Annotated in this window: 14 protein-coding genes and 1 pseudogene; 4 read left to right on the top strand and 11 right to left on the bottom strand. The window is 68.1% G+C overall.

Features of this window, described 5'->3' with window-relative positions; all coding sequences use genetic code 11:
• Positions 1-21 precede the first annotated feature (21 nt).
• The 3 genes from AAFF27_21375 to AAFF27_21385 all read right to left on the bottom strand — a co-directional run bounded on the left by AAFF27_21375 (position 22) and on the right by AAFF27_21385 (position 3,121).
• On the bottom strand, positions 22-1,002 hold the full coding sequence (locus AAFF27_21375; GenBank protein XAH22532.1) for an aliphatic sulfonate ABC transporter substrate-binding protein: 981 nt from the start codon (positions 1,000-1,002) through the stop codon (positions 22-24).
• Positions 1,003-1,105: 103 nt separating this feature from the next.
• Complete coding sequence (locus AAFF27_21380) at positions 1,106-2,101, bottom strand: tRNA-dihydrouridine synthase (protein XAH22533.1); 996 nt, start codon at positions 2,099-2,101, stop codon at positions 1,106-1,108.
• Positions 2,102-2,206: 105 nt separating this feature from the next.
• Entirely contained in the window at positions 2,207-3,121 is a 915-nt protein-coding gene (locus tag AAFF27_21385; protein ID XAH22534.1) for a LysR substrate-binding domain-containing protein, read from the bottom strand.
• Between AAFF27_21385 and AAFF27_21390 the strand changes: the two are divergent.
• Positions 3,111-3,194, top strand: a pseudogene (locus AAFF27_21390) (sulfite exporter TauE/SafE family protein). The gene AAFF27_21385 and the pseudogene AAFF27_21390 overlap by 11 nt on opposite strands.
• Positions 3,195-4,129: 935 nt before the next feature.
• Here AAFF27_21390 and AAFF27_21395 read toward each other — a convergent pair.
• From AAFF27_21395 to AAFF27_21410, 4 genes are all read right to left on the bottom strand, one after another.
• Entirely contained in the window at positions 4,130-6,007 is a 1,878-nt protein-coding gene (locus tag AAFF27_21395; GenBank protein ID XAH22535.1) for a sensor histidine kinase, read from the bottom strand.
• A gap of 3 nt (positions 6,008-6,010) precedes the next feature.
• Positions 6,011-8,251: an EAL domain-containing protein gene (locus tag AAFF27_21400; protein XAH22536.1), complete on the bottom strand. Its 2,241-nt coding sequence runs from the start codon at positions 8,249-8,251 to the stop codon at positions 6,011-6,013.
• Between the two features lie 93 nt (positions 8,252-8,344).
• On the bottom strand, positions 8,345-8,953 hold the full coding sequence (locus AAFF27_21405; GenBank protein XAH22537.1) for a lytic transglycosylase domain-containing protein: 609 nt from the start codon (positions 8,951-8,953) through the stop codon (positions 8,345-8,347).
• Positions 8,954-8,991: 38 nt separating this feature from the next.
• Positions 8,992-10,737, bottom strand: a complete 1,746-nt coding sequence (locus AAFF27_21410) for a proline--tRNA ligase (protein ID XAH22538.1) — start codon at positions 10,735-10,737, stop codon at positions 8,992-8,994.
• Positions 10,738-10,883: 146 nt separating this feature from the next.
• Here AAFF27_21410 and AAFF27_21415 point away from each other — a divergent pair, with 146 nt between their 5' ends.
• Together AAFF27_21415 and AAFF27_21420 are read left to right on the top strand one after the other, a co-directional pair.
• Complete coding sequence (locus tag AAFF27_21415; GenBank protein ID XAH22539.1) at positions 10,884-11,534, top strand: RNA pyrophosphohydrolase; 651 nt, start codon at positions 10,884-10,886, stop codon at positions 11,532-11,534.
• On the top strand, positions 11,521-12,048 hold the full coding sequence (locus tag AAFF27_21420; GenBank protein XAH22540.1) for a CNP1-like family protein: 528 nt from the start codon (positions 11,521-11,523) through the stop codon (positions 12,046-12,048). Before AAFF27_21415 ends, AAFF27_21420 begins: the two co-directional genes overlap by 14 nt.
• Before the next feature lie 31 nt (positions 12,049-12,079).
• Here AAFF27_21420 and proB read toward each other — a convergent pair whose 3' ends face one another.
• The 4 genes from proB to rplU all read right to left on the bottom strand — a co-directional run bounded on the left by proB (position 12,080) and on the right by rplU (position 15,083).
• Positions 12,080-13,231, bottom strand: a complete 1,152-nt coding sequence (proB, locus tag AAFF27_21425; GenBank protein ID XAH22541.1) for a glutamate 5-kinase — start codon at positions 13,229-13,231, stop codon at positions 12,080-12,082.
• 66 nt (positions 13,232-13,297) lie between these two features.
• Positions 13,298-14,368 (bottom strand): Obg family GTPase CgtA, encoded by a 1,071-nt coding sequence (gene cgtA / locus AAFF27_21430; GenBank protein ID XAH22542.1) that lies wholly within the window; start codon positions 14,366-14,368, stop codon positions 13,298-13,300.
• Positions 14,369-14,499: 131 nt separating this feature from the next.
• On the bottom strand, positions 14,500-14,760 hold the full coding sequence (gene rpmA / locus AAFF27_21435; GenBank protein XAH22543.1) for a 50S ribosomal protein L27: 261 nt from the start codon (positions 14,758-14,760) through the stop codon (positions 14,500-14,502).
• Between the two features lie 11 nt (positions 14,761-14,771).
• The gene (gene rplU / locus AAFF27_21440) at positions 14,772-15,083 is read right to left on the bottom strand and encodes a 50S ribosomal protein L21 (GenBank protein XAH22544.1); all 312 of its coding nucleotides are present in this window, start codon (positions 15,081-15,083) and stop codon (positions 14,772-14,774) included.
• Positions 15,084-15,340: 257 nt separating this feature from the next.
• Between rplU and AAFF27_21445 the strand changes: the two genes are divergently transcribed.
• Positions 15,341-16,270, top strand: a complete 930-nt coding sequence (locus AAFF27_21445; GenBank protein XAH26287.1) for a polyprenyl synthetase family protein — start codon at positions 15,341-15,343, stop codon at positions 16,268-16,270.
• Positions 16,271-16,290 lie beyond the last annotated feature (20 nt).

The following is a 16,290-nucleotide window of genomic DNA, read 5'->3' on the forward strand; positions in this document are numbered from 1 at the left end:
ACGCTTGCTGAGGGCCGCGCCCTAGCCCCGGTCCCACCGCCAAACCGCAGCCGCCACATCGATCTTCTTCGGGATCAACTGCTGCGCAAAGAAGGTGTCCGCCACCTGCTGCTGCACCGCGATCAGCGCATCAGACAAGGGCTGCACGCCATAGCGGGTGCGGCGCTGCCAGGTTTCCACCACCTCTACCGGCAGGCCCAGTTGCGGGGCCAGCAGTTCTGCCACGGCGCGGTGGTTGGCGCTGGCCCAGGCGCCGGTTTTGGCAAGGACTTCGAGCACGGCGGCTACCGTTTTGGGGTGGGCGTCGACGAAGCTGCGTGAGGCTTCGTAGAAGGCGTTGGGGCGCAGCAGGCCGTTGGAGTAGTCGGCCAGCACGCGCGCCTGGGCGGCTTGCTGGATGGCGGCCAGGTAGGGGTCCCAGATGGCCCAGGCGTCTACCCGGCGTGATTCAAACGCGGCGCGCGCGTCAGCCGGGGGCAGGTAGATGGGCTGGACGTCAGACAGCTTTAAGCCGACCTTCTCCAGCGCGGCGACCAGCAAAAAGTTGGCGCTAGAGCCCTTTTGCACGGCCACGCGCTTGCCGCGCAGGTCGGCGGCGTTGCGCAGGGGCGAATCGGGCAGCGCAACGATGCCTTCGATGGAAGGGCCCGTGGGCTCGGCGCCGATGTAGACCAGGCCTATGCCTGCGGCCTGGGCAAAGATGGGTGGCGGCGCGCCGGTGTAGCCGATGTCCACGCTGCCGGCGTTGAGCGCCTCCAGCAGTTGCGGGCCGGCCGGGAACTCGTGCCAGGTCACGGCCCAGCCCTGCGGGGCCAGTTCCTTCTCCAGCGAGCCCTGCACCTTGAGCACGCCCAGCAGGCCGCCGCCCTTCTGGAAGCCCACGCGTAGCGTCTGCTTGGCCGCCTGGGCGAAGGCGCCTGCGCCAGCAGCCAGCGCAATGGCGGCGGTGCCGGCCTGCAGCAGGCGGCGGCGATGGGGGGAAGGCGGTTGGTGCGTGGGCATGGCTCGGTCCTGCGTCATGAAGACAAAGAACACGACGGTAGCCAGCGCCGGCTATGCGGCCAACGAAGTAATGCGCGACTGCTTATGCGCGCAGCGAGCAAGCTCAGGCTGCCAGCGCATCCACCGGCAGCACCAACCCACCACAAGCCTGCCCAATCCAGCGGCTGATGGCCGCGTCGTCCAGCGTGCGCAGCGCCTGGAAGGCCTCTTGCGCTTCGGGGTGGCGGCGGCGCAGCAGGTTCAGCCACTGCTTCAGCCGCCCGGCGCGCTGGCGCGTGGGCAGGCGGGTGCAGACCAGGTCCCAGAAGGCGGCGATCTGCGGCAGCAGTGCATGCCAGGGCACGGCGGCGGGCGCGGTGGTGTCGCCATCGGCCGCGCGGATGGCCCAGGCCAGGCCTGGGTCGGCGACGATGCCGCGGCCCAGCATGAGGGCGCTGCCACCAGAGAGTTCGCGGCAGCGCTGGGCGTCGGCCACGGTCCAGATCTCGCCGTTGGCGACGACGGGGATGGACACGGCCGCGCGGATCGCCGGGATGCATTCCCAATAGGCGGGCGGGCGGTAGCCGTCGTTCTTGGTGCGCGCGTGCACGACCAGTTCGCTGGCACCGCCCTCGGCCAGGGCGCGGGCGCACTCCACGGCATGCCGGCCGTCGCGCACGCCCAGGCGCATCTTGGCCGACACCGGCAGCGCAGCCGGCACGGCGCGCCGCACGGCAGCGACGATGGCGTAAAGCTGCTCGGGCGTGTCCAGCAACATGGCGCCGCCGCCGTGGCGGTTGACGATCTTGGCCGGGCAGCCAAAGTTGAGGTCTATGCCATCGGGCCCCAGCCGCGCCACTGCGGCGGCGTTGTCGGCCAGGCAAGATGGATCAGAGCCCAGCAGTTGCGGGCGCACCGGCACGCCAGCGGGTGTGCGGCCGCCGTGCAATAGCTCGGGCACGTAGCGCACAAACACGCGGTCGGGCAGCAGCATGTCGGTGATGCGGATGAACTCGGACACGCAGCGGTCCACCCCGCCAACGCGCGTGAGGATGTCGCGCAGCACGAAGTCAAGAAGCCCCTCCATGGGGGCCAGCAGCAAAGGGGCAGAGCGGTGCATGGGGCCGCTATTGTGCCGTGGGCTCAACTACCAAATTGATAGCTACAAGCCCAGGCAGGACCTGGGCTAGAGTCATTTTTAACCAATATTCCCTGCGGAATTGCGCTAAGCGCCCCGCTGGCAGGCCGCGCGCAATGCCTGGGCAAACAAGGCATCTGCCGCGCGCCCGGCGTGCTCGGCCCGCTGAAACAGGCCGATCGGCGGCAGCGTCCAGCCAAAGCGGTGCGGCACGATGGCCACGCCGGCGATGCGCACCAGCTCTTCGGCGATGTCGGCCGGCACGATGGAAACCGCCCGCTCGTTGGCCGCGATCAGCTCACCGATCAGCTTGGACGACAAGGTCTCGACCACAGGCGACGGCGGCGCCACGCTGGCGCGCAGAAAAACGTCGGTGATCTGCTCGCGCATGGGCGTCTGGCGCGCGCCCAGCACCCAGTCGAGCCCGGCCAGCTCGGCCCACACCAGCGGCCGGCGCGCCAGCCGCGCGGACAAGCGCCGGTGCGCGATCAGGCGCGGCTCCTGCTGGTAGAGCACCTCGTGCAGCAGGCCGTCCATGGCCAGCACGGCGGAAGTGCGGCCAATGACGCAGTCCAGCTCGTGCTCGCGCAGCCGCACCAGCAGGTGGTCGCTGGTGCCCTCGTGGATGCTGACGGTGACCGGCTGGCCCTGCGGCCGCGTGGCCTTGATGGCATCGGCCAGCAGGCGCCCCGGCACGAAGGGGATGACACCCACCTGCAGGTGCGCAGCGCGCCCGCTGCCGGCGGCCTCCATGTCGCGCACCCAGTGGCCCAGGTCCTGCAGCATGGCCTGGGCGCGCGACAGCGCCACCTCGCCCAGCGGCGTGGGCGCCATGCCGCGCGCCGAGCGCACGAACAGCGGCGCGCCAAACATGGCCTCCAGCTCGGCCAGCGCATGGGTGACGGCCGGCTGGCTGGTGGCCATGTGCTGCGCCACGCGGGTGAGCGAGCCGTGCTCGCGTATCAGTTGCAGCAGCACCAGGTGGCGCATCTTCAGGCGCATCGTGCTGGGGCTGCTGACGGCGTCGGGAGTGGCGCTGCTGGTGTCGGCCGTGCCGCGGCTGTTGGCGCGCTAGTTCATGCAGATACCGTTCGCCTTGAGCTTGTCGAAAGGCTCTCCTGAGCCCGCCGAAGGGGCCCCGTCCTAAGAACTATCCCTTTCAAGGTCTTTGAGATATCCCTGCGCTGTGAGCCTTGCAGGCGGCGGGTGCCGGGAGTTCGCCCCGGCGGGCGAGTAACTTTCTCTTGAGTCGCCAAGAGAAAGTCACCAAAGAGAAGGCGACCCCACTGTGGCGGTCCGGCTTTGCCGGACTGCTTTGCAGTGCTCGGATTCAGCAGGCGGCTGCGGAACTCGCCTTCGGCTCAGACAGTCCTCGCCGTCCCTTCGCTTCGCTGCGGGCAACCTGCCGATTCCTCCGCTCCTCAACGCCACAGAGGGGACCCCGGGACAGCCACACGGGCCATCGCTGCGCTCGGCCCGGTATTGCTCCCTCCCCCGCCGAAGGCGGCCCGTCCTAAGAACCATCCCTTTCAAGGTCTTTGAGATATCCCTGCGCTGTGTGCCTTGCTGGCGGCGGGTGCCGGGAGTTCGCCCCGGCGGGCGAGTAACTTTCTCTTGTGTCGCCAAGAGAAAGTCACCAAAGAGAAGGCGACCCCACTGTGGCGGTCCGGCTTTGCCGGACTGCTCTGCGGTGCTCAGAGTCAGCAGGCGGCTGCGGAACTCGCTGCGCTCAAACAGTCCTCGCCGTCCCTTCGCTGCGCTACGGGCAACCTGCCGATTCCTGCGCTCCTCAACGCCACAGAGGGGACCCGGGACTGCCAGTCGGGCCATCGCTACGCTCGGCCTGAGATTGGATGTTGGGCTGTTTGGTTTTTGGCGGTTCGGCTGTCGCCCGCCGGGGCGAGTCCCGGCTCCGGAACTCAGCAAGACATCAGAACTACCGAACAGATCACAAGCCCTTGAAAGGGAGGCTCAGCCCGAACGGCTCTTGTCGAATGAACACACTTGGCATCAGTCCCCCGCCCGCTGCGGCGCATGGCGCGGCAGGCGCAGCACAAACACGGCGCCGCCGCCCGGCGCGTTCTCTGCGTGCAGCGTGCCGCCCAGCAGGTCGACCACGGTCTGGTGGACGATGTGCAGGCCCAGCCCGGTGCCGCCCGCATGCCGGCGCGTGGTGAAGAAGGGGTCGAAGATGCGCGGCAGTTGCGCCTCGGGGATGCCGCTGCCGTCGTCGGCAAAGCGCAGCAGCACGTGCTCGGCGCCGTCGGCCAGGGCCTGCAGCGTGATGCAGCCGCGCGTGCGGTCTTCAAAGGCGTGCAGCAGGGCGTTCTCCAGCAGGTTGGAGACCACCTGCTCCAGCGGGCCGGGGTAGCTGTCCATCTCCAGGCCCGGCGCCAATTGCAGCCGCAGCGCGATGCGGCCATCCGGCGGCCAGTGCTGCAGCCGCGGGTCGGCATCCGTGACGATCTGCGCCAGGTCGAACACGCGGCGCTGCATGCTGGCGCGGTCCACCGCCACCTGCTTGAAGCGCTGCACCAGCGCGGCGGCGCGGCGCACGGCCTCGCGCACCGTCTCCAGGCCCGCGCCGCCGGCCTGCACGTAGTGCTCCAGGTCGGAGCGGCGCAGGCCCTGCTGCAGGCGCTGCGCGAGCTGGTCCAGCTCTTGCCGCGCGGTGCTGAGCGCCAGCGTGGCGCTGCCCAGCGGCGTGTTCAGCTCATGCGCCACGCCGGCCACCATCAGGCCAAGCGAGGACAGGCGCTCGGCGCGCGTCAGGTCGGCCTGCATGCTGTGCAGGTTGTCGTTGGCCTCGGTCAAGGCGCGGTTGGCCGCGCGCAGCTCGCGCGTGTGGCGGGCCTCGGCGCGCATGCTGCGCGCCAGTTGCAGCGCCAGCAGCAGGGCCACCGCCAGCACGGCGGCCATGGCGGCGGCCAGCGGCTGCTTCCAGCGCCAGCCGGCTTCGGATTCGGCCTCGGGGTCGACCCGCGCCAGCAGGCGCAGCTTCAGGTCGTCCTGCGGGCCGGACTGGCCGCTGGGCACGCCCGGGTCGCGCGCCACGTCCAGCCGGCGAAAGGCCCAGCGGGCCTCGCCTTGCTGGAACAGCCCGTCCGCACGCTGCTGCATCGCCTGCCACAGCGCGGGCTCGGTGTCGGCCAACAGGCCGCGCCCCTCGCGCGCCGGCCCGGGGCCGCTGATCCAGTGCCCGTCCTGGTGCACCAGGTAGAGGTCGATGTGCTGGGCGTGGCCCACAGCGGCCAGCCGGTCGAGCAGCTCGGCGGCCTGCAGCTCCAGCACCACCACGCCGCGCAGCGTGGTTTCGTCGTAGACCGGCGCGGCCACGCGCAGCACCGGCTGCGGCGGCTGCACGGCGGCGCCCTCGGCATCGCGGCGCAGGTCAAAGCCAGAGAAATAGACATCGCCCGCGGGCAGGTGGCTGGCGCGGTCGAATTCGGTGTCGCCGCCCGCGTCGCGCAGCCCGGCCGCCGGCACCAGGCGCGGGCCGGCGCCAGTGCCCTGCTCCACCCGCAACCGCTCGCGGCCGTCGGCATCCATCCAGTGCAGCCGGCCGTAGCCGCTGGCGCCACGGGCAAAGGCCAGCATCAGCCGTGCGCTGTCGGTGCCGCTGCGCAGCGCGCCCGCGCCGGCATCCAGCGCCGCCAGCTCGGACAAGAAGCGCGCATCGCGCCGCAGGCCGTCGGCTGCGCGGGCCAGGGCGCGCGCGGCTTCTTCCAGGGTTTCGACGCGGGCGCGCCGCAGCGGGCCCTGGAACACCTCGTCCATCTGGGTCCACAGCAGGGGAAAGCCTATGCCCATGGCCAGCAGCCAGGGCAGCAGCAACAGCGTCAGCCGCCAATAGCGCCAGCGCCGGCGGGCGGGCGGTGGGGCTGGCACCACTCAAGCCGCCCGCAGGCGCTCTATGAAGGCCGGCAGCGGCTCGGGCCGCGCAAAGTAATAGCCCTGCGCCAGGCCGCAGCCGCGCTCGCGCAGCCACTCGGCCTGGGCCGCGTTCTCTACGCCTTCGGCCAGCACTTTCAGGCCCAGGTGCGCGCCCAGGCCGATCACCATGGCAGCGATCGGTGCGCGCCGCGCCGGCGCCTCTTGCTCGCCGATCTCCTGGATGAAGCTGCGGTCCACCTTGAGCATGGTCAGCGGCAAATCCTGCAGGTAGGCCAGCGAGGAATGGCCGGTGCCGAAGTCATCGACGGCAATACGAAAACCCAGGCCGCGCAGTTGCTGCAGCACGGCGATGTTGGCCTGGTGGTCGCCCATCATGGCGGACTCGGTGATCTCCAGCTCCAGCCGCTGCGGCGCGATGCCGTGCAGTGCTAGCAGGCCGGTGATCTCGGACACAAAGCTGCGCCGCGCCAGTTGCAGCGCCGACACATTGACCGCCACCGACACCTGCGCAAAGCCGGCCTGGGCCAGCGCCACCAGCGCGCGGCAGGCCAGGCCTATCACCAGCCGGCCCAGGTGCACCACCTGGCCGCTGGCCTCGGCCACCGGCACGAACTGGGCCGGCGGCACGCGCGTGCCGTCGGGCTGCGTCCAGCGTGCCAGCGCCTCGGCGCCGACGATGGCGCCGGTGGCCAGGTCGATCTGCGGCTGCAGCTCGATGGACAGCTGCTCGTCCTGCAGCCCCTGGTAGAGCTGGCGCGACAGGGTGAAGTGCCGGTCGGTCTCGCGCTCCATGCCGGGCCAGTAGTCCACCAGTTGCCGCAGGCCCTGCGCCCGCGCGCGGCGCAGCAGCAGCATGCCGGCGGCCATGGCGCCGCGCGCGCCGCCCCGGTAGCTGTCGAGGTCCATGCGCGCGGCATACATGCCGATGAAGGGCGGTAATTGGTCGTCGTCCGGGTCGGCCGACTCCAGCGATTCGATGCGGGCCTCGTCCACCATGGCGGCCGGCCCGACGATGCCAAAGGTGTCGTCGTGCAGCCGCGCCACCATGCACGGCGGCGGGAACACGCTGCAGAGGTGCCGCGCCATGCGCTGCAGCATCAGGTCGCCCTGCTCTATGCCCAGCGACAGGCAGCCCTGCGAGTACTGGTTCAGGTCCACCAGCAGCAGCATGCGGTCGCGCGGCCCCTGCATGTCCAGGATGGTGTCGACGCAGCGCATCAGCGCATTGGCATTGGGCAGGGACAGCTGGCTGTCTTCCAGCGCCATGCGGTTGAGCTGGCTGGTCAGCGAGACATTGATCAGCCCGGACTGGATGTTGGTGCAGAACACGCCCAGCAGCTCGCGCTCGGTCTCGTCCAGCCGTTGCCGCGTGGCCAGGTAGACGGCCGCCTGCGGGCTGTTGGCGGTGGCCGGGAAGAACAGCACCTGGCTGGTCTCGGTCTCTACCGTGGCCTGTTGCGACAGGCTTTGCAGCAGCAGATCACGGATCGGCGCATCGGCAAAGCTCTGCAGCCGGTGCGAGATGGCCGACGCAAAGCGGCCCGCCGCGCCCACCACCCAAGCCTTGTGCGGGTCGCCCGCATCCGTGCCCGAAGCCTGCACGCAGACCACGCCCTCCGGGTCCAGCCCCAGCAGGCGCGACAGCTCGCGAATCACGTGCTCGGAGAACTCCTCCAGGTTGCGCGCGCGGTTGAGCGAATTGCTGGCCTCGACGATGGTCTGCAGCCCCTGCCGCGCGCGGTTGAGCGCATGGATCTGCTCCCAGGCGCGCAGGTTGCCGGTGAGGATGCCGTGCAGGCGCTCGTGCGTGAGCTCGGTCTTGAGCCAGTAGTCGTTGATGTCCAGCGTGTCGAGCGACTTCTTGAGCGAACTCATGCCCGGCTGGCCGGTGAGCAGCACGATGCGCACCTCGGAGTTGCCCAGCAGCTCGCGCACGCTGCGCACCAGCCGCAGGCCGGCGTCGTCGGTCTCCATCACCACGTCGAGGATGACCACCGCCACATCGGGCTGCGCTGCCAGGATGCGCGCGGCTTCGGTCGCCGACTGCGCGCTCTGCAGGCGCACCGGGTGGTCCTGATAGCGGAAACCGGTCAGCGCCTGGTGCAGCGCCTGCTGGAACTGCAGGTCGTCATCGACGGTGAGGATGGTCAGGTGCCCGGCCGCGGAAGAGGCGGCGCCATCCGCGCGCTCCCCTTGCACTTCCGGAGCAAACACGAAGTCGTCTTCTGCCTGGCCCATGCCGCATCCTTGTGCGCCGCGGGAATGCGACGCCGTTACATTGTGATGCGACTCTCGAACAGAAGTAAAGCGAGCCTCAAAAAGTAACCGGCATCAAGCCGCAGGCGCCGAATCCGCAAACCGCCATTTGGCCTGGGCCCCGAACACCGCATCGGGATAGGGCGAACGCCCCCGGCTGCCGTTGTAGCGGCCCAGCGCCATGAACAGGTCGCCGCGCTCGCGGTCCAGGTAATGGCGCAGGATCACGCAGCCAAAGCGCAGGTTGGTCTGCATGTGGAACAGCCCGCCCGGGTCGCCATCGCCGATGCTGCGGGTCCAGAACGGCATCACCTGCATGTAGCCGCGCGCGCCCACGCTGCTGACGGCAAATTTGCGGAAATTGCTCTCGACCTGCACCAGGCCCAGCACCAGCGACACATCCAGCCCGGCGCGCCGCGCCTCATACCAGATGGTGCGCAGGAATTCGATGCGCGAGTCGCGGTCCGGCACCTTAGGCTGCAGGCGCTGCGCCATGGTGGCCAGCCAGCGCAGATAGGCCATGTGGGAAGCGGTGTCGGCGAATTCAGGCACCGGCGGCGCCTGCTGCGCGATGGCCGAACTGAGCGCGGTGCGCACCGAGTCCGCCAGCGGCTCCTCCAGCTGGGAGCCGGCCCTTGCGAACTCCGAAAATGATAGCGCCATGCCGGCGCCCGGCAAGGACATCAGCCACTTTCGGCGTGAAACTCCGACGCGCGGCCGCATCATGCCGTCAGCCGGCCCTTCAGGTGGGCAAAGACGTCGGCCAGGGCCAGCTTGCTGGCTTCGGTGTCGCGGCGGTGTTGGTACTCGACCTGGCCTTCCTTCAGGCCACGGTCAGACAGCACCACGCGGTGCGGCACGCCGATCAGTTCCCAGTCGGCAAACATGGCACCGGGGCGCTCGCCGCGGTCGTCCAGCAGCACGTCGACGCCAGCGGCCAGCAGGTCTTCATAGAGCTTCTCGGCGGCGGCCTTGACCTCGGCGCTGCGGTCCATGCCGATCGGGCAGATCACCACGGTGAAGGGCGCCAGCGCATCCGGCCAGATGATGCCGCGCTCGTCATGGTTCTGCTCGATGGCGGCGGCCGGCAGGCGGGTGATGCCAATGCCGTAGCAGCCCATCTCAAAGTGGCGCGGCTTGCCCGACTCGTCGAGGAAGGTGGCGTCCATCGCCTTGCTGTACTTGGTGCCCAGGTAGAACACGTGGCCCACCTCGATGCCGCGCTCGATCGCCAGCACGCCCTTGCCGTCGGGCGAAGGGTCACCGGCCACAACGTTGCGGATGTCGGCGACCAGATCGGGCTCGGGCAGGTCGCGGCCCCAGTTGACGCCTGTCATGTGGAAGTCGGGCTCGTTGGCGCCACAGATCCAGTCGGCCATCAGCGCGACTTCGCGGTCGGCCACGATCTTGACCGGCTGCAGCAGCTTCAGCGGGCCGAGGTAGCCAGGCTTGCAGCCGAAGTGCGACTCGATCTCGGCCACGGTGGCAAAGCGGAAGCCCGCCTCCATGCCCGGCAGCTTGCTGGCCTTGACTTCGTTCAGGTCATGGTCGCCGCGCAGCAGCAACAGCCAGATCTGCACCTTGACGATGTTGCCGGCGTCGTCGAGCTGCTCGGTGGCCAGCACCAGCGACTTCACCGTGCTGGTCAGCGGCACGCCCAGCAAGGCGGCCACATCGGCGCAGGTGCTCTTGCCCGGCGTCGGCGTCTTCACCAGCGCTTGCACGGCAGCCGCGCGCGGGCCAGCGGGCGCCAGGGCCTCGGCCTTTTCCATATTGGCGGCGTAGTCGCTGTTCGGGCTGTAGACGATGGCGTCCTCGCCGGTGGCGGCGATCACCTGGAACTCCTGGCTCAGGTCGCCGCCGATGGCGCCGCTATCAGCCGCCACGGCGCGATAGCGCAGGCCAAAACGGTCGAAGATGCGGCGGTAGGCATCGGCCATAACCTTGTAGCTGTCCTTGGCAGCCTCGGGGCTGCGGTCGAAGCTGTAGGCGTCCTTCATGATGAATTCACGCCCGCGCATCAGGCCAAAGCGCGGGCGGCGCTCGTCGCGGAACTTGGTCTGGATCTGGTAGAGGTTCTTCGGCAACTGCTTGTAGCTGCGCAGCTCCTGGCGGGCGATGTCGGTCGCCACCTCTTCGCTGGTCGGCTGGACGACAAAGTCGCGCTCATGCCGGTCCTTGATGCGCAGCAGCTCGGGGCCCATCTTCTCGAAGCGGCCGGTTTCCTGCCAGAGCTCGGCCGGCTGCACCACGGGCATGGCGCACTCCACCGAGCCGGCGCGGTTCATTTCCTCGCGCACGATGGCCTCGACCTTGCGGATCACGCGCAAGCCCATCGGCATATAGGTATAGATGCCAGCGCCCAGCTTCTTGATCATGCCGGCGCGCATCATCAGGCGGTGGCTGGCCACCTCGGCGTCGGCGGGGGCTTCCTTGAGCGTGGAAACGAAGAATCTGGAGGCTTTCATCGGGCAGGGCAGCGGGCGTTGGAGGCAGAGGAAGGGACCGACGGAAAGAGCGGATTCGCAGGGAAGCCAGCCGTCGGCGCCGAGTCCCTTGTAGCGCGCGAGGCCGCGTGCATAATGGACTCAGTTTAAAAATTTGGGGTTTGATTATGCTCGACCGGGACGGGTTCAGGCCCAACGTCGGCATCATCCTGCTCAACCAGAGAAACCAGGTGTTCTGGGGCAAGCGCATCCGGACCCACAGCTGGCAGTTCCCTCAAGGTGGCATCGACCGGGGCGAAACACCCGAACAAGCGATGTTCCGTGAACTGCACGAGGAAGTGGGCCTGCATCCGGAGCATGTGCGCATCATGGCCCGCACCCGAGACTGGTTGCGCTACGAGGTGCCTGACCGGTACATACGCCGCGACGCGCGCGGCCACTACAAAGGCCAGAAGCAAATCTGGTTCCTGCTGCAACTGGTCGGCCACGACTGGGACCTGAACCTGCGCGCCACCAACCACCCCGAGTTCGACGCCTGGCGTTGGAACGACTACTGGGTGCCGCTGGACGTGGTGGTGGAGTTCAAGCGTGGCGTCTATGAAACCGCCCTCACCGAGCTCTCGCGCTTCCTGCCGCGCCAGGAACAGCGCAACCGCTACCTGCGCAGCAGCATGCGCGCGTCGCACGGCGGCGAGATGGAACTCCCGCTCTCCGCGCCATTCGAACTGCCTCCGGGCGCGACCTTCGAGCCCGACCCGAACGTCGGCATGGCCGAACTGCAGAACAATGCCAAGAATGTGCCCCATGCCCCGCGCTGACTTCCGCCCCACCGCCGCCTTGCTGGCCTGCACCGCAGCATTGCTGTTGCTCGCGGGCCCGGCGACCGCCGGCTTGCTGATGGACAGCGAGAACCAGCCACCGGAACTGCCGACACCGCCCGCGCCAGACTTTCGCACCACGCAACTGTTGCCCATCCCCATGACCGGCGCCACGACGATCCGCATCGGCGTCGACCCCAGCACCATCACAATTGGCAAGGACGGCATCGTGCGCTACGTCGCCGTTGCCAGCAGTGCCACGGGCAACGCCACGTCGGCCATGTACGAAGGCATTCGCTGCAGCACGGCCGAGGTCAAGCTCTACGCCCGGCACTACGCCGACAGCGGCTGGCGGCCCGTCGAGGAACCCAGCTGGGTGTCGCTGTACGAAGGCCGGGTGCGCTATTCACTGGCCATCGCCAAAGCCGGCGTTTGCCAGGATGCATCAGCCAACGGCAGCCCCGCGCAGATCATCCGCAGCATGCGCAACGACCCGCTCTACACCACACCTTGAGGCTGGCAGAGCCGGCTCTGCCGCGCTCGCCTCAGCGCACGACGATCAGGTTGTCGCGGTGCACCATCTCAGGCTCGGCGGCGTAGCCCAGCAGCTTTTCGATCTCGCCCGAGGCCTTGCGGCATAGCAGGCGTGCCTCGGCGCTGGCGTAATTGGCCAGCCCGCGCGCTACTTCCTGGCCAGCGGCGTCGCGCACCGCGATCACGTCGCCACGCGAAAACTCGCCCTCCACCGCCACCATGCCGATTGGCAGCAGGCTCTTGCCTTCATCGCGCAGCTTGGCGACGGCGCCGGCATCGACGGTGACCGCGCCGCGCAGCTGCAGGTGGTCGGCAATCCACTGCTTGCGCGCCTGCTGCTTCTGCGTTTGCGCCACCAGCAAGGTGCCGATGGATTCGCCCGCCACCAAACGCAACAGCGCGTCGGGCTCACGCCCCCAGGCAATCACGGTGGAGGCACCCGAGCCCGCAGCGCGCTTGGCCGCCAGGATCTTGGTCAGCATGCCGCCGCGGCCGATCGAGCTGCCCGCACCGCCGGCCATGGCCTCCAGTGCCGGGTCGCCCGCGCGCGCCTCATGCACGAACTGCGCCGCCGGGTCCTTGCGCGGGTCGGCGGTGTAGAGGCCCTTCTGGTCGGTGAGGATCACCAGCACATCGGCCTCGACCAGGTTGGCGACCAGCGCACCCAGGGTGTCGTTGTCGCCAAACTTGATCTCGTCGTTGACGACGGTGTCGTTCTCGTTGATGACCGGCACCACGCCCAGGCGCAGCAGCGTGAGCAACGTGGAGCGCGCGTTCAGGTAGCGCTCGCGGTCGGCCAGGTCGGCGTGGGTCAGCAGCACCTGGGCGCTGCCAACGCCGTTCTCGCGCAGTTTGGTCTCGTACATCTGGGCCAGGCCCATCTGGCCCACGGCTGCCGCCGCCTGCAGCTCGTGGATGGCGTGCGGCCGGGTGGCCCAGCCCAGGCGCTTCATGCCCTCGGCGATGGCGCCGCTGGAGACCATCACGACCTCGCGCTTGGGCGTACCGTCGGTGCCGCCCAACAGCGCCGCCAACTGCCGACACCATTCGCCGATCGCGGCTTCGTCCAGTCCGCGCCCCTCGTTCGTCACCAGGCTGGAGCCCACCTTGACCACGATGCGGCGCGCGTTGCGCAGGGGACTGGAAACGTTTTCTAGTGTCATTTTGGTCTGAAGCCCAGGCCCTGCGCCGGCTTTTAGCTACTAATTAAATAGCAAACAAGAATACTGTCACTCCGCCGCATCACCGACAAAACGCGGATCGACGTCCACCGGCGGCTGGCTGGCGATCTGCTCGGCCTGCACGTGGCGGAAGATGGCCTGCACCAGCGGCTCGCAGCCTTCACGCGTAAGCGCCGATATCTCGAACACCGGCCCTTTCCACTTGAAGCGCTTGACGAAGTCCTTGACCCGCGCGGCGCGCTCTTCCTCGGGCACCATGTCGAGCTTGTTGAGCACCAGCCAGCGCGGCTTCTCGTGCAGCGCGGCGTCGTACTTCTTCAGCTCGCCGACGATGGCCTTGGCCTGCACCACCGGGTCCACGTTGTCGTCAAACGGCGCCAGGTCCACCACGTGCAGCAGCAGGCGGGTGCGCTGCAAATGGCGCAGGAACAAATGGCCCAGGCCGGCGCCTTCAGAGGCACCTTCGATCAGGCCCGGGATGTCGGCGATCACAAAGCTCTGCTCGGGCCCGACGCGCACCACGCCCAGGTTGGGGTGCAGCGTGGTGAAGGGGTAATCGGCGATCTTCGGCCGGGCATTGGACACGGCCGCGATCAAGGTGGACTTGCCTGCGTTCGGCATGCCCAGCAGGCCGACATCGGCCAGCACCTTGAGTTCGAGCTTGAGGCTCTTCTTCTCGCCCGGCCAGCCGGGCGTCTTCTGCCGCGGCGCACGGTTGATCGCGCTCTTGAAACGCATGTTGCCAAAGCCACCGTCGCCGCCCTTGGCGATCGTGATGACCTCGCCCGGCACCAGCAGCTCATACAGCACCTCGCCGGTCTCGGCGTCGGTGAAGATGGTGCCCACCGGCACTTTCAGCGTGATGTCGGAGCCGGCCGCGCCAAACATGTCGGAGCCCATGCCGTGCTCGCCGCGCTTGGCCTCGTGCCGACGCGAATAACGGAAGTCGACCAGGGTATTGAGGTTGACGTCGGCCACGGCAAACACATGGCCGCCCCGACCACCGTCGCCGCCATTGGGGCCGCCGAACTCCTTGTACTTCTCGTGCCGGAAGGACACGCAGCCATTGCCTCCGTCGCCGGCGGCCACGTCGATATAGGCTTCGTCAACGAATTTCATGGATGCTCCAGTCTACAAAGGATGCGGCGAGCGGGCGCCGCGCCAGAAAGCACGAATCCCCGGCAAAGCGGGGACCGCACAAAACAAGAAGCCCCGACCATGCGGGGCTTCGTGAGGTCGGAAACGACGGCTTAGGCAGCCGGCGTCACGGTGACCGTGTGCTTGCTCATTGCACCCTTGAAGCCGAACGACACGTGGCCGTCAACCAGGGCGAACAAGGTGTGGTCCTTGCCCACGCCGACATTGGTGCCGGGGTGGAACTTGGTACCGCGCTGGCGCACGATGATGGCACCGGCAGTGATCAACTCACCACCAAAAGCCTTCACGCCAAGCATCTTTGGCTTGGAATCGCGCCCATTTCGCGTAGAGCCGCCGCCTTTTTTCTGTGCCATGACCTAGCTCCTTAGCCGGCGATCGCGCCAATGTGCAGTTCGGTGAACTGCTGGCGATGGCCTTGACGTTTCTGGTAGTGCTTACGACGGCGCATCTTGAAGATGCTGACCTTGTCGTGCTTGCCGTGCGACACGACAGTTGCCGTGACGGTTGCGCCGGACACCAGGGGCGTGCCAACCTTCAGTTCAGCGCCGTTTCCGACAGCCAAAACCTGGTCAATCACGATTTCCTGGCCTACGTCCGCAGCAATCTGTTCTACTTTAATTTTTTCGCCGGAAGCAACGCGATACTGCTTGCCACCGGTTTTTATGACCGCGTACATGTAAACCTCTTTAGACTCTGTGAAGAGTTGAGTTCTGCAGACGGATTTCTGCAGAGCCCGAGATTATAGCATTCCTTGCCCAGCCTGCCTATTTCGCAGGCATGACGCCCTGCCAGGCAGGCCGGACGCACCGGGGGCCTTCCTATAATTGCGCGAGCTTTTCCGCCCGCCCTAGCAGCCCCTCCGCCTTGACCGCCCTCGCCTCCCCACCCGCCGCCGCGACCACGGCCGACACACTCGCCCTCATTGCCGACGACATGCGCGAGGTTGACGCGGTCATCGCCCGCCGGCTCGACTCCGGCGTGCCGCTGGTCGGCGAGGTCTCCCGCTACATCATTGCAGCCGGCGGCAAGCGACTGCGCCCGGCGCTGCTGCTGCTGGTCTGCGGCGCACTGCAGTGCCGCGATGCGCAGCGCTTCAACCTGGCGGCCGTGGTGGAATTCATCCACACCGCCACGCTGCTGCACGACGACGTGGTGGACGACTCCACGCTGCGCCGCGGCCGCCCCACTGCCAACGAAGTCTTTGGCAACCCGGCCAGCGTGCTGGTGGGCGACTTCCTCTACTCGCGCGCCTTCCAGATGATGGTGGACGCGGGCGAGATGCGCATCATGCAGATCCTGGCCGACGCCACCAACGTCATCTCCGAGGGCGAGGTGCTGCAGCTCATGAACATGCACGACCCCGACCTCGACGAGGCCGGCTACCTGCGTGTGATCCGCTCCAAAACGGCCAAGCTGTTCGAGGCCAGCGCGCGCCTGGGCGCCATCGTTGCGCGCGCCCCCACCGAGGTCGAAGAAGCCTGTGCCACCTACGGCCAGGCACTGGGCACGGCCTTCCAGGTGATCGACGATCTGCTCGACTACGACGGCGACACCAGCGTCATGGGCAAGAACCTGGGCGACGACCTGCGCGAAGGCAAGACCACGCTGCCCCTGATCATCGCCATGCAGCGCGGCACGCCGGCACAGGCTGCTGCGGTGCGCGCGGCCATCGAATCCAGCGGCGAAGGCGACCTGGCCCCCATCGTCGCCATCGTGCGCGAGACCGGCGCCCTCACCGCCACGCGCGAGGCCGCAGCAGCCGAAGCACAGCGCGCCATCGACGCCATTGCCGGCCTGCCGCAGAATCCGCACACCAAAGGTTTGCTACAATTAGCGGCTCAGCTTTTGACACGCCGGTCTTAAGAACGGCCTCTAAAAGCAGC

This window comes from Xylophilus sp. GW821-FHT01B05, from assembly GCA_038961845.1.
GTDB lineage: Bacteria > Pseudomonadota > Gammaproteobacteria > Burkholderiales > Burkholderiaceae_C > Xylophilus.

What these genes read in the sequence shown, in the direction of transcription:
- AAFF27_21375 (XAH22532.1), bottom strand. Translation starts at nt 1,002, where the DNA reads ATGCCCACGCACCAACCGCCTTCCCCCCATCGCCGCCGCCTGCTGCAG.
- AAFF27_21380 (XAH22533.1), bottom strand. Translation starts at nt 2,101, where the DNA reads ATGCACCGCTCTGCCCCTTTGCTGCTGGCCCCCATGGAGGGGCTTCTT.
- AAFF27_21385 (XAH22534.1), bottom strand. Translation starts at nt 3,121, where the DNA reads ATGCGCCTGAAGATGCGCCACCTGGTGCTGCTGCAACTGATACGCGAG.
- AAFF27_21400 (XAH22536.1), bottom strand. Translation starts at nt 8,251, where the DNA reads ATGGGCCAGGCAGAAGACGACTTCGTGTTTGCTCCGGAAGTGCAAGGG.
- AAFF27_21405 (XAH22537.1), bottom strand. Translation starts at nt 8,953, where the DNA reads ATGTCCTTGCCGGGCGCCGGCATGGCGCTATCATTTTCGGAGTTCGCA.
- AAFF27_21410 (XAH22538.1), bottom strand. Translation starts at nt 10,737, where the DNA reads ATGAAAGCCTCCAGATTCTTCGTTTCCACGCTCAAGGAAGCCCCCGCC.
- AAFF27_21415 (XAH22539.1), top strand. Translation starts at nt 10,884, where the DNA reads ATGCTCGACCGGGACGGGTTCAGGCCCAACGTCGGCATCATCCTGCTC.
- AAFF27_21420 (XAH22540.1), top strand. Translation starts at nt 11,521, where the DNA reads ATGCCCCGCGCTGACTTCCGCCCCACCGCCGCCTTGCTGGCCTGCACC.
- proB (XAH22541.1), bottom strand. Translation starts at nt 13,231, where the DNA reads ATGACACTAGAAAACGTTTCCAGTCCCCTGCGCAACGCGCGCCGCATC.
- cgtA (XAH22542.1), bottom strand. Translation starts at nt 14,368, where the DNA reads ATGAAATTCGTTGACGAAGCCTATATCGACGTGGCCGCCGGCGACGGA.
- rpmA (XAH22543.1), bottom strand. Translation starts at nt 14,760, where the DNA reads ATGGCACAGAAAAAAGGCGGCGGCTCTACGCGAAATGGGCGCGATTCC.
- rplU (XAH22544.1), bottom strand. Translation starts at nt 15,083, where the DNA reads ATGTACGCGGTCATAAAAACCGGTGGCAAGCAGTATCGCGTTGCTTCC.
- AAFF27_21445 (XAH26287.1), top strand. Translation starts at nt 15,341, where the DNA reads ATGCGCGAGGTTGACGCGGTCATCGCCCGCCGGCTCGACTCCGGCGTG.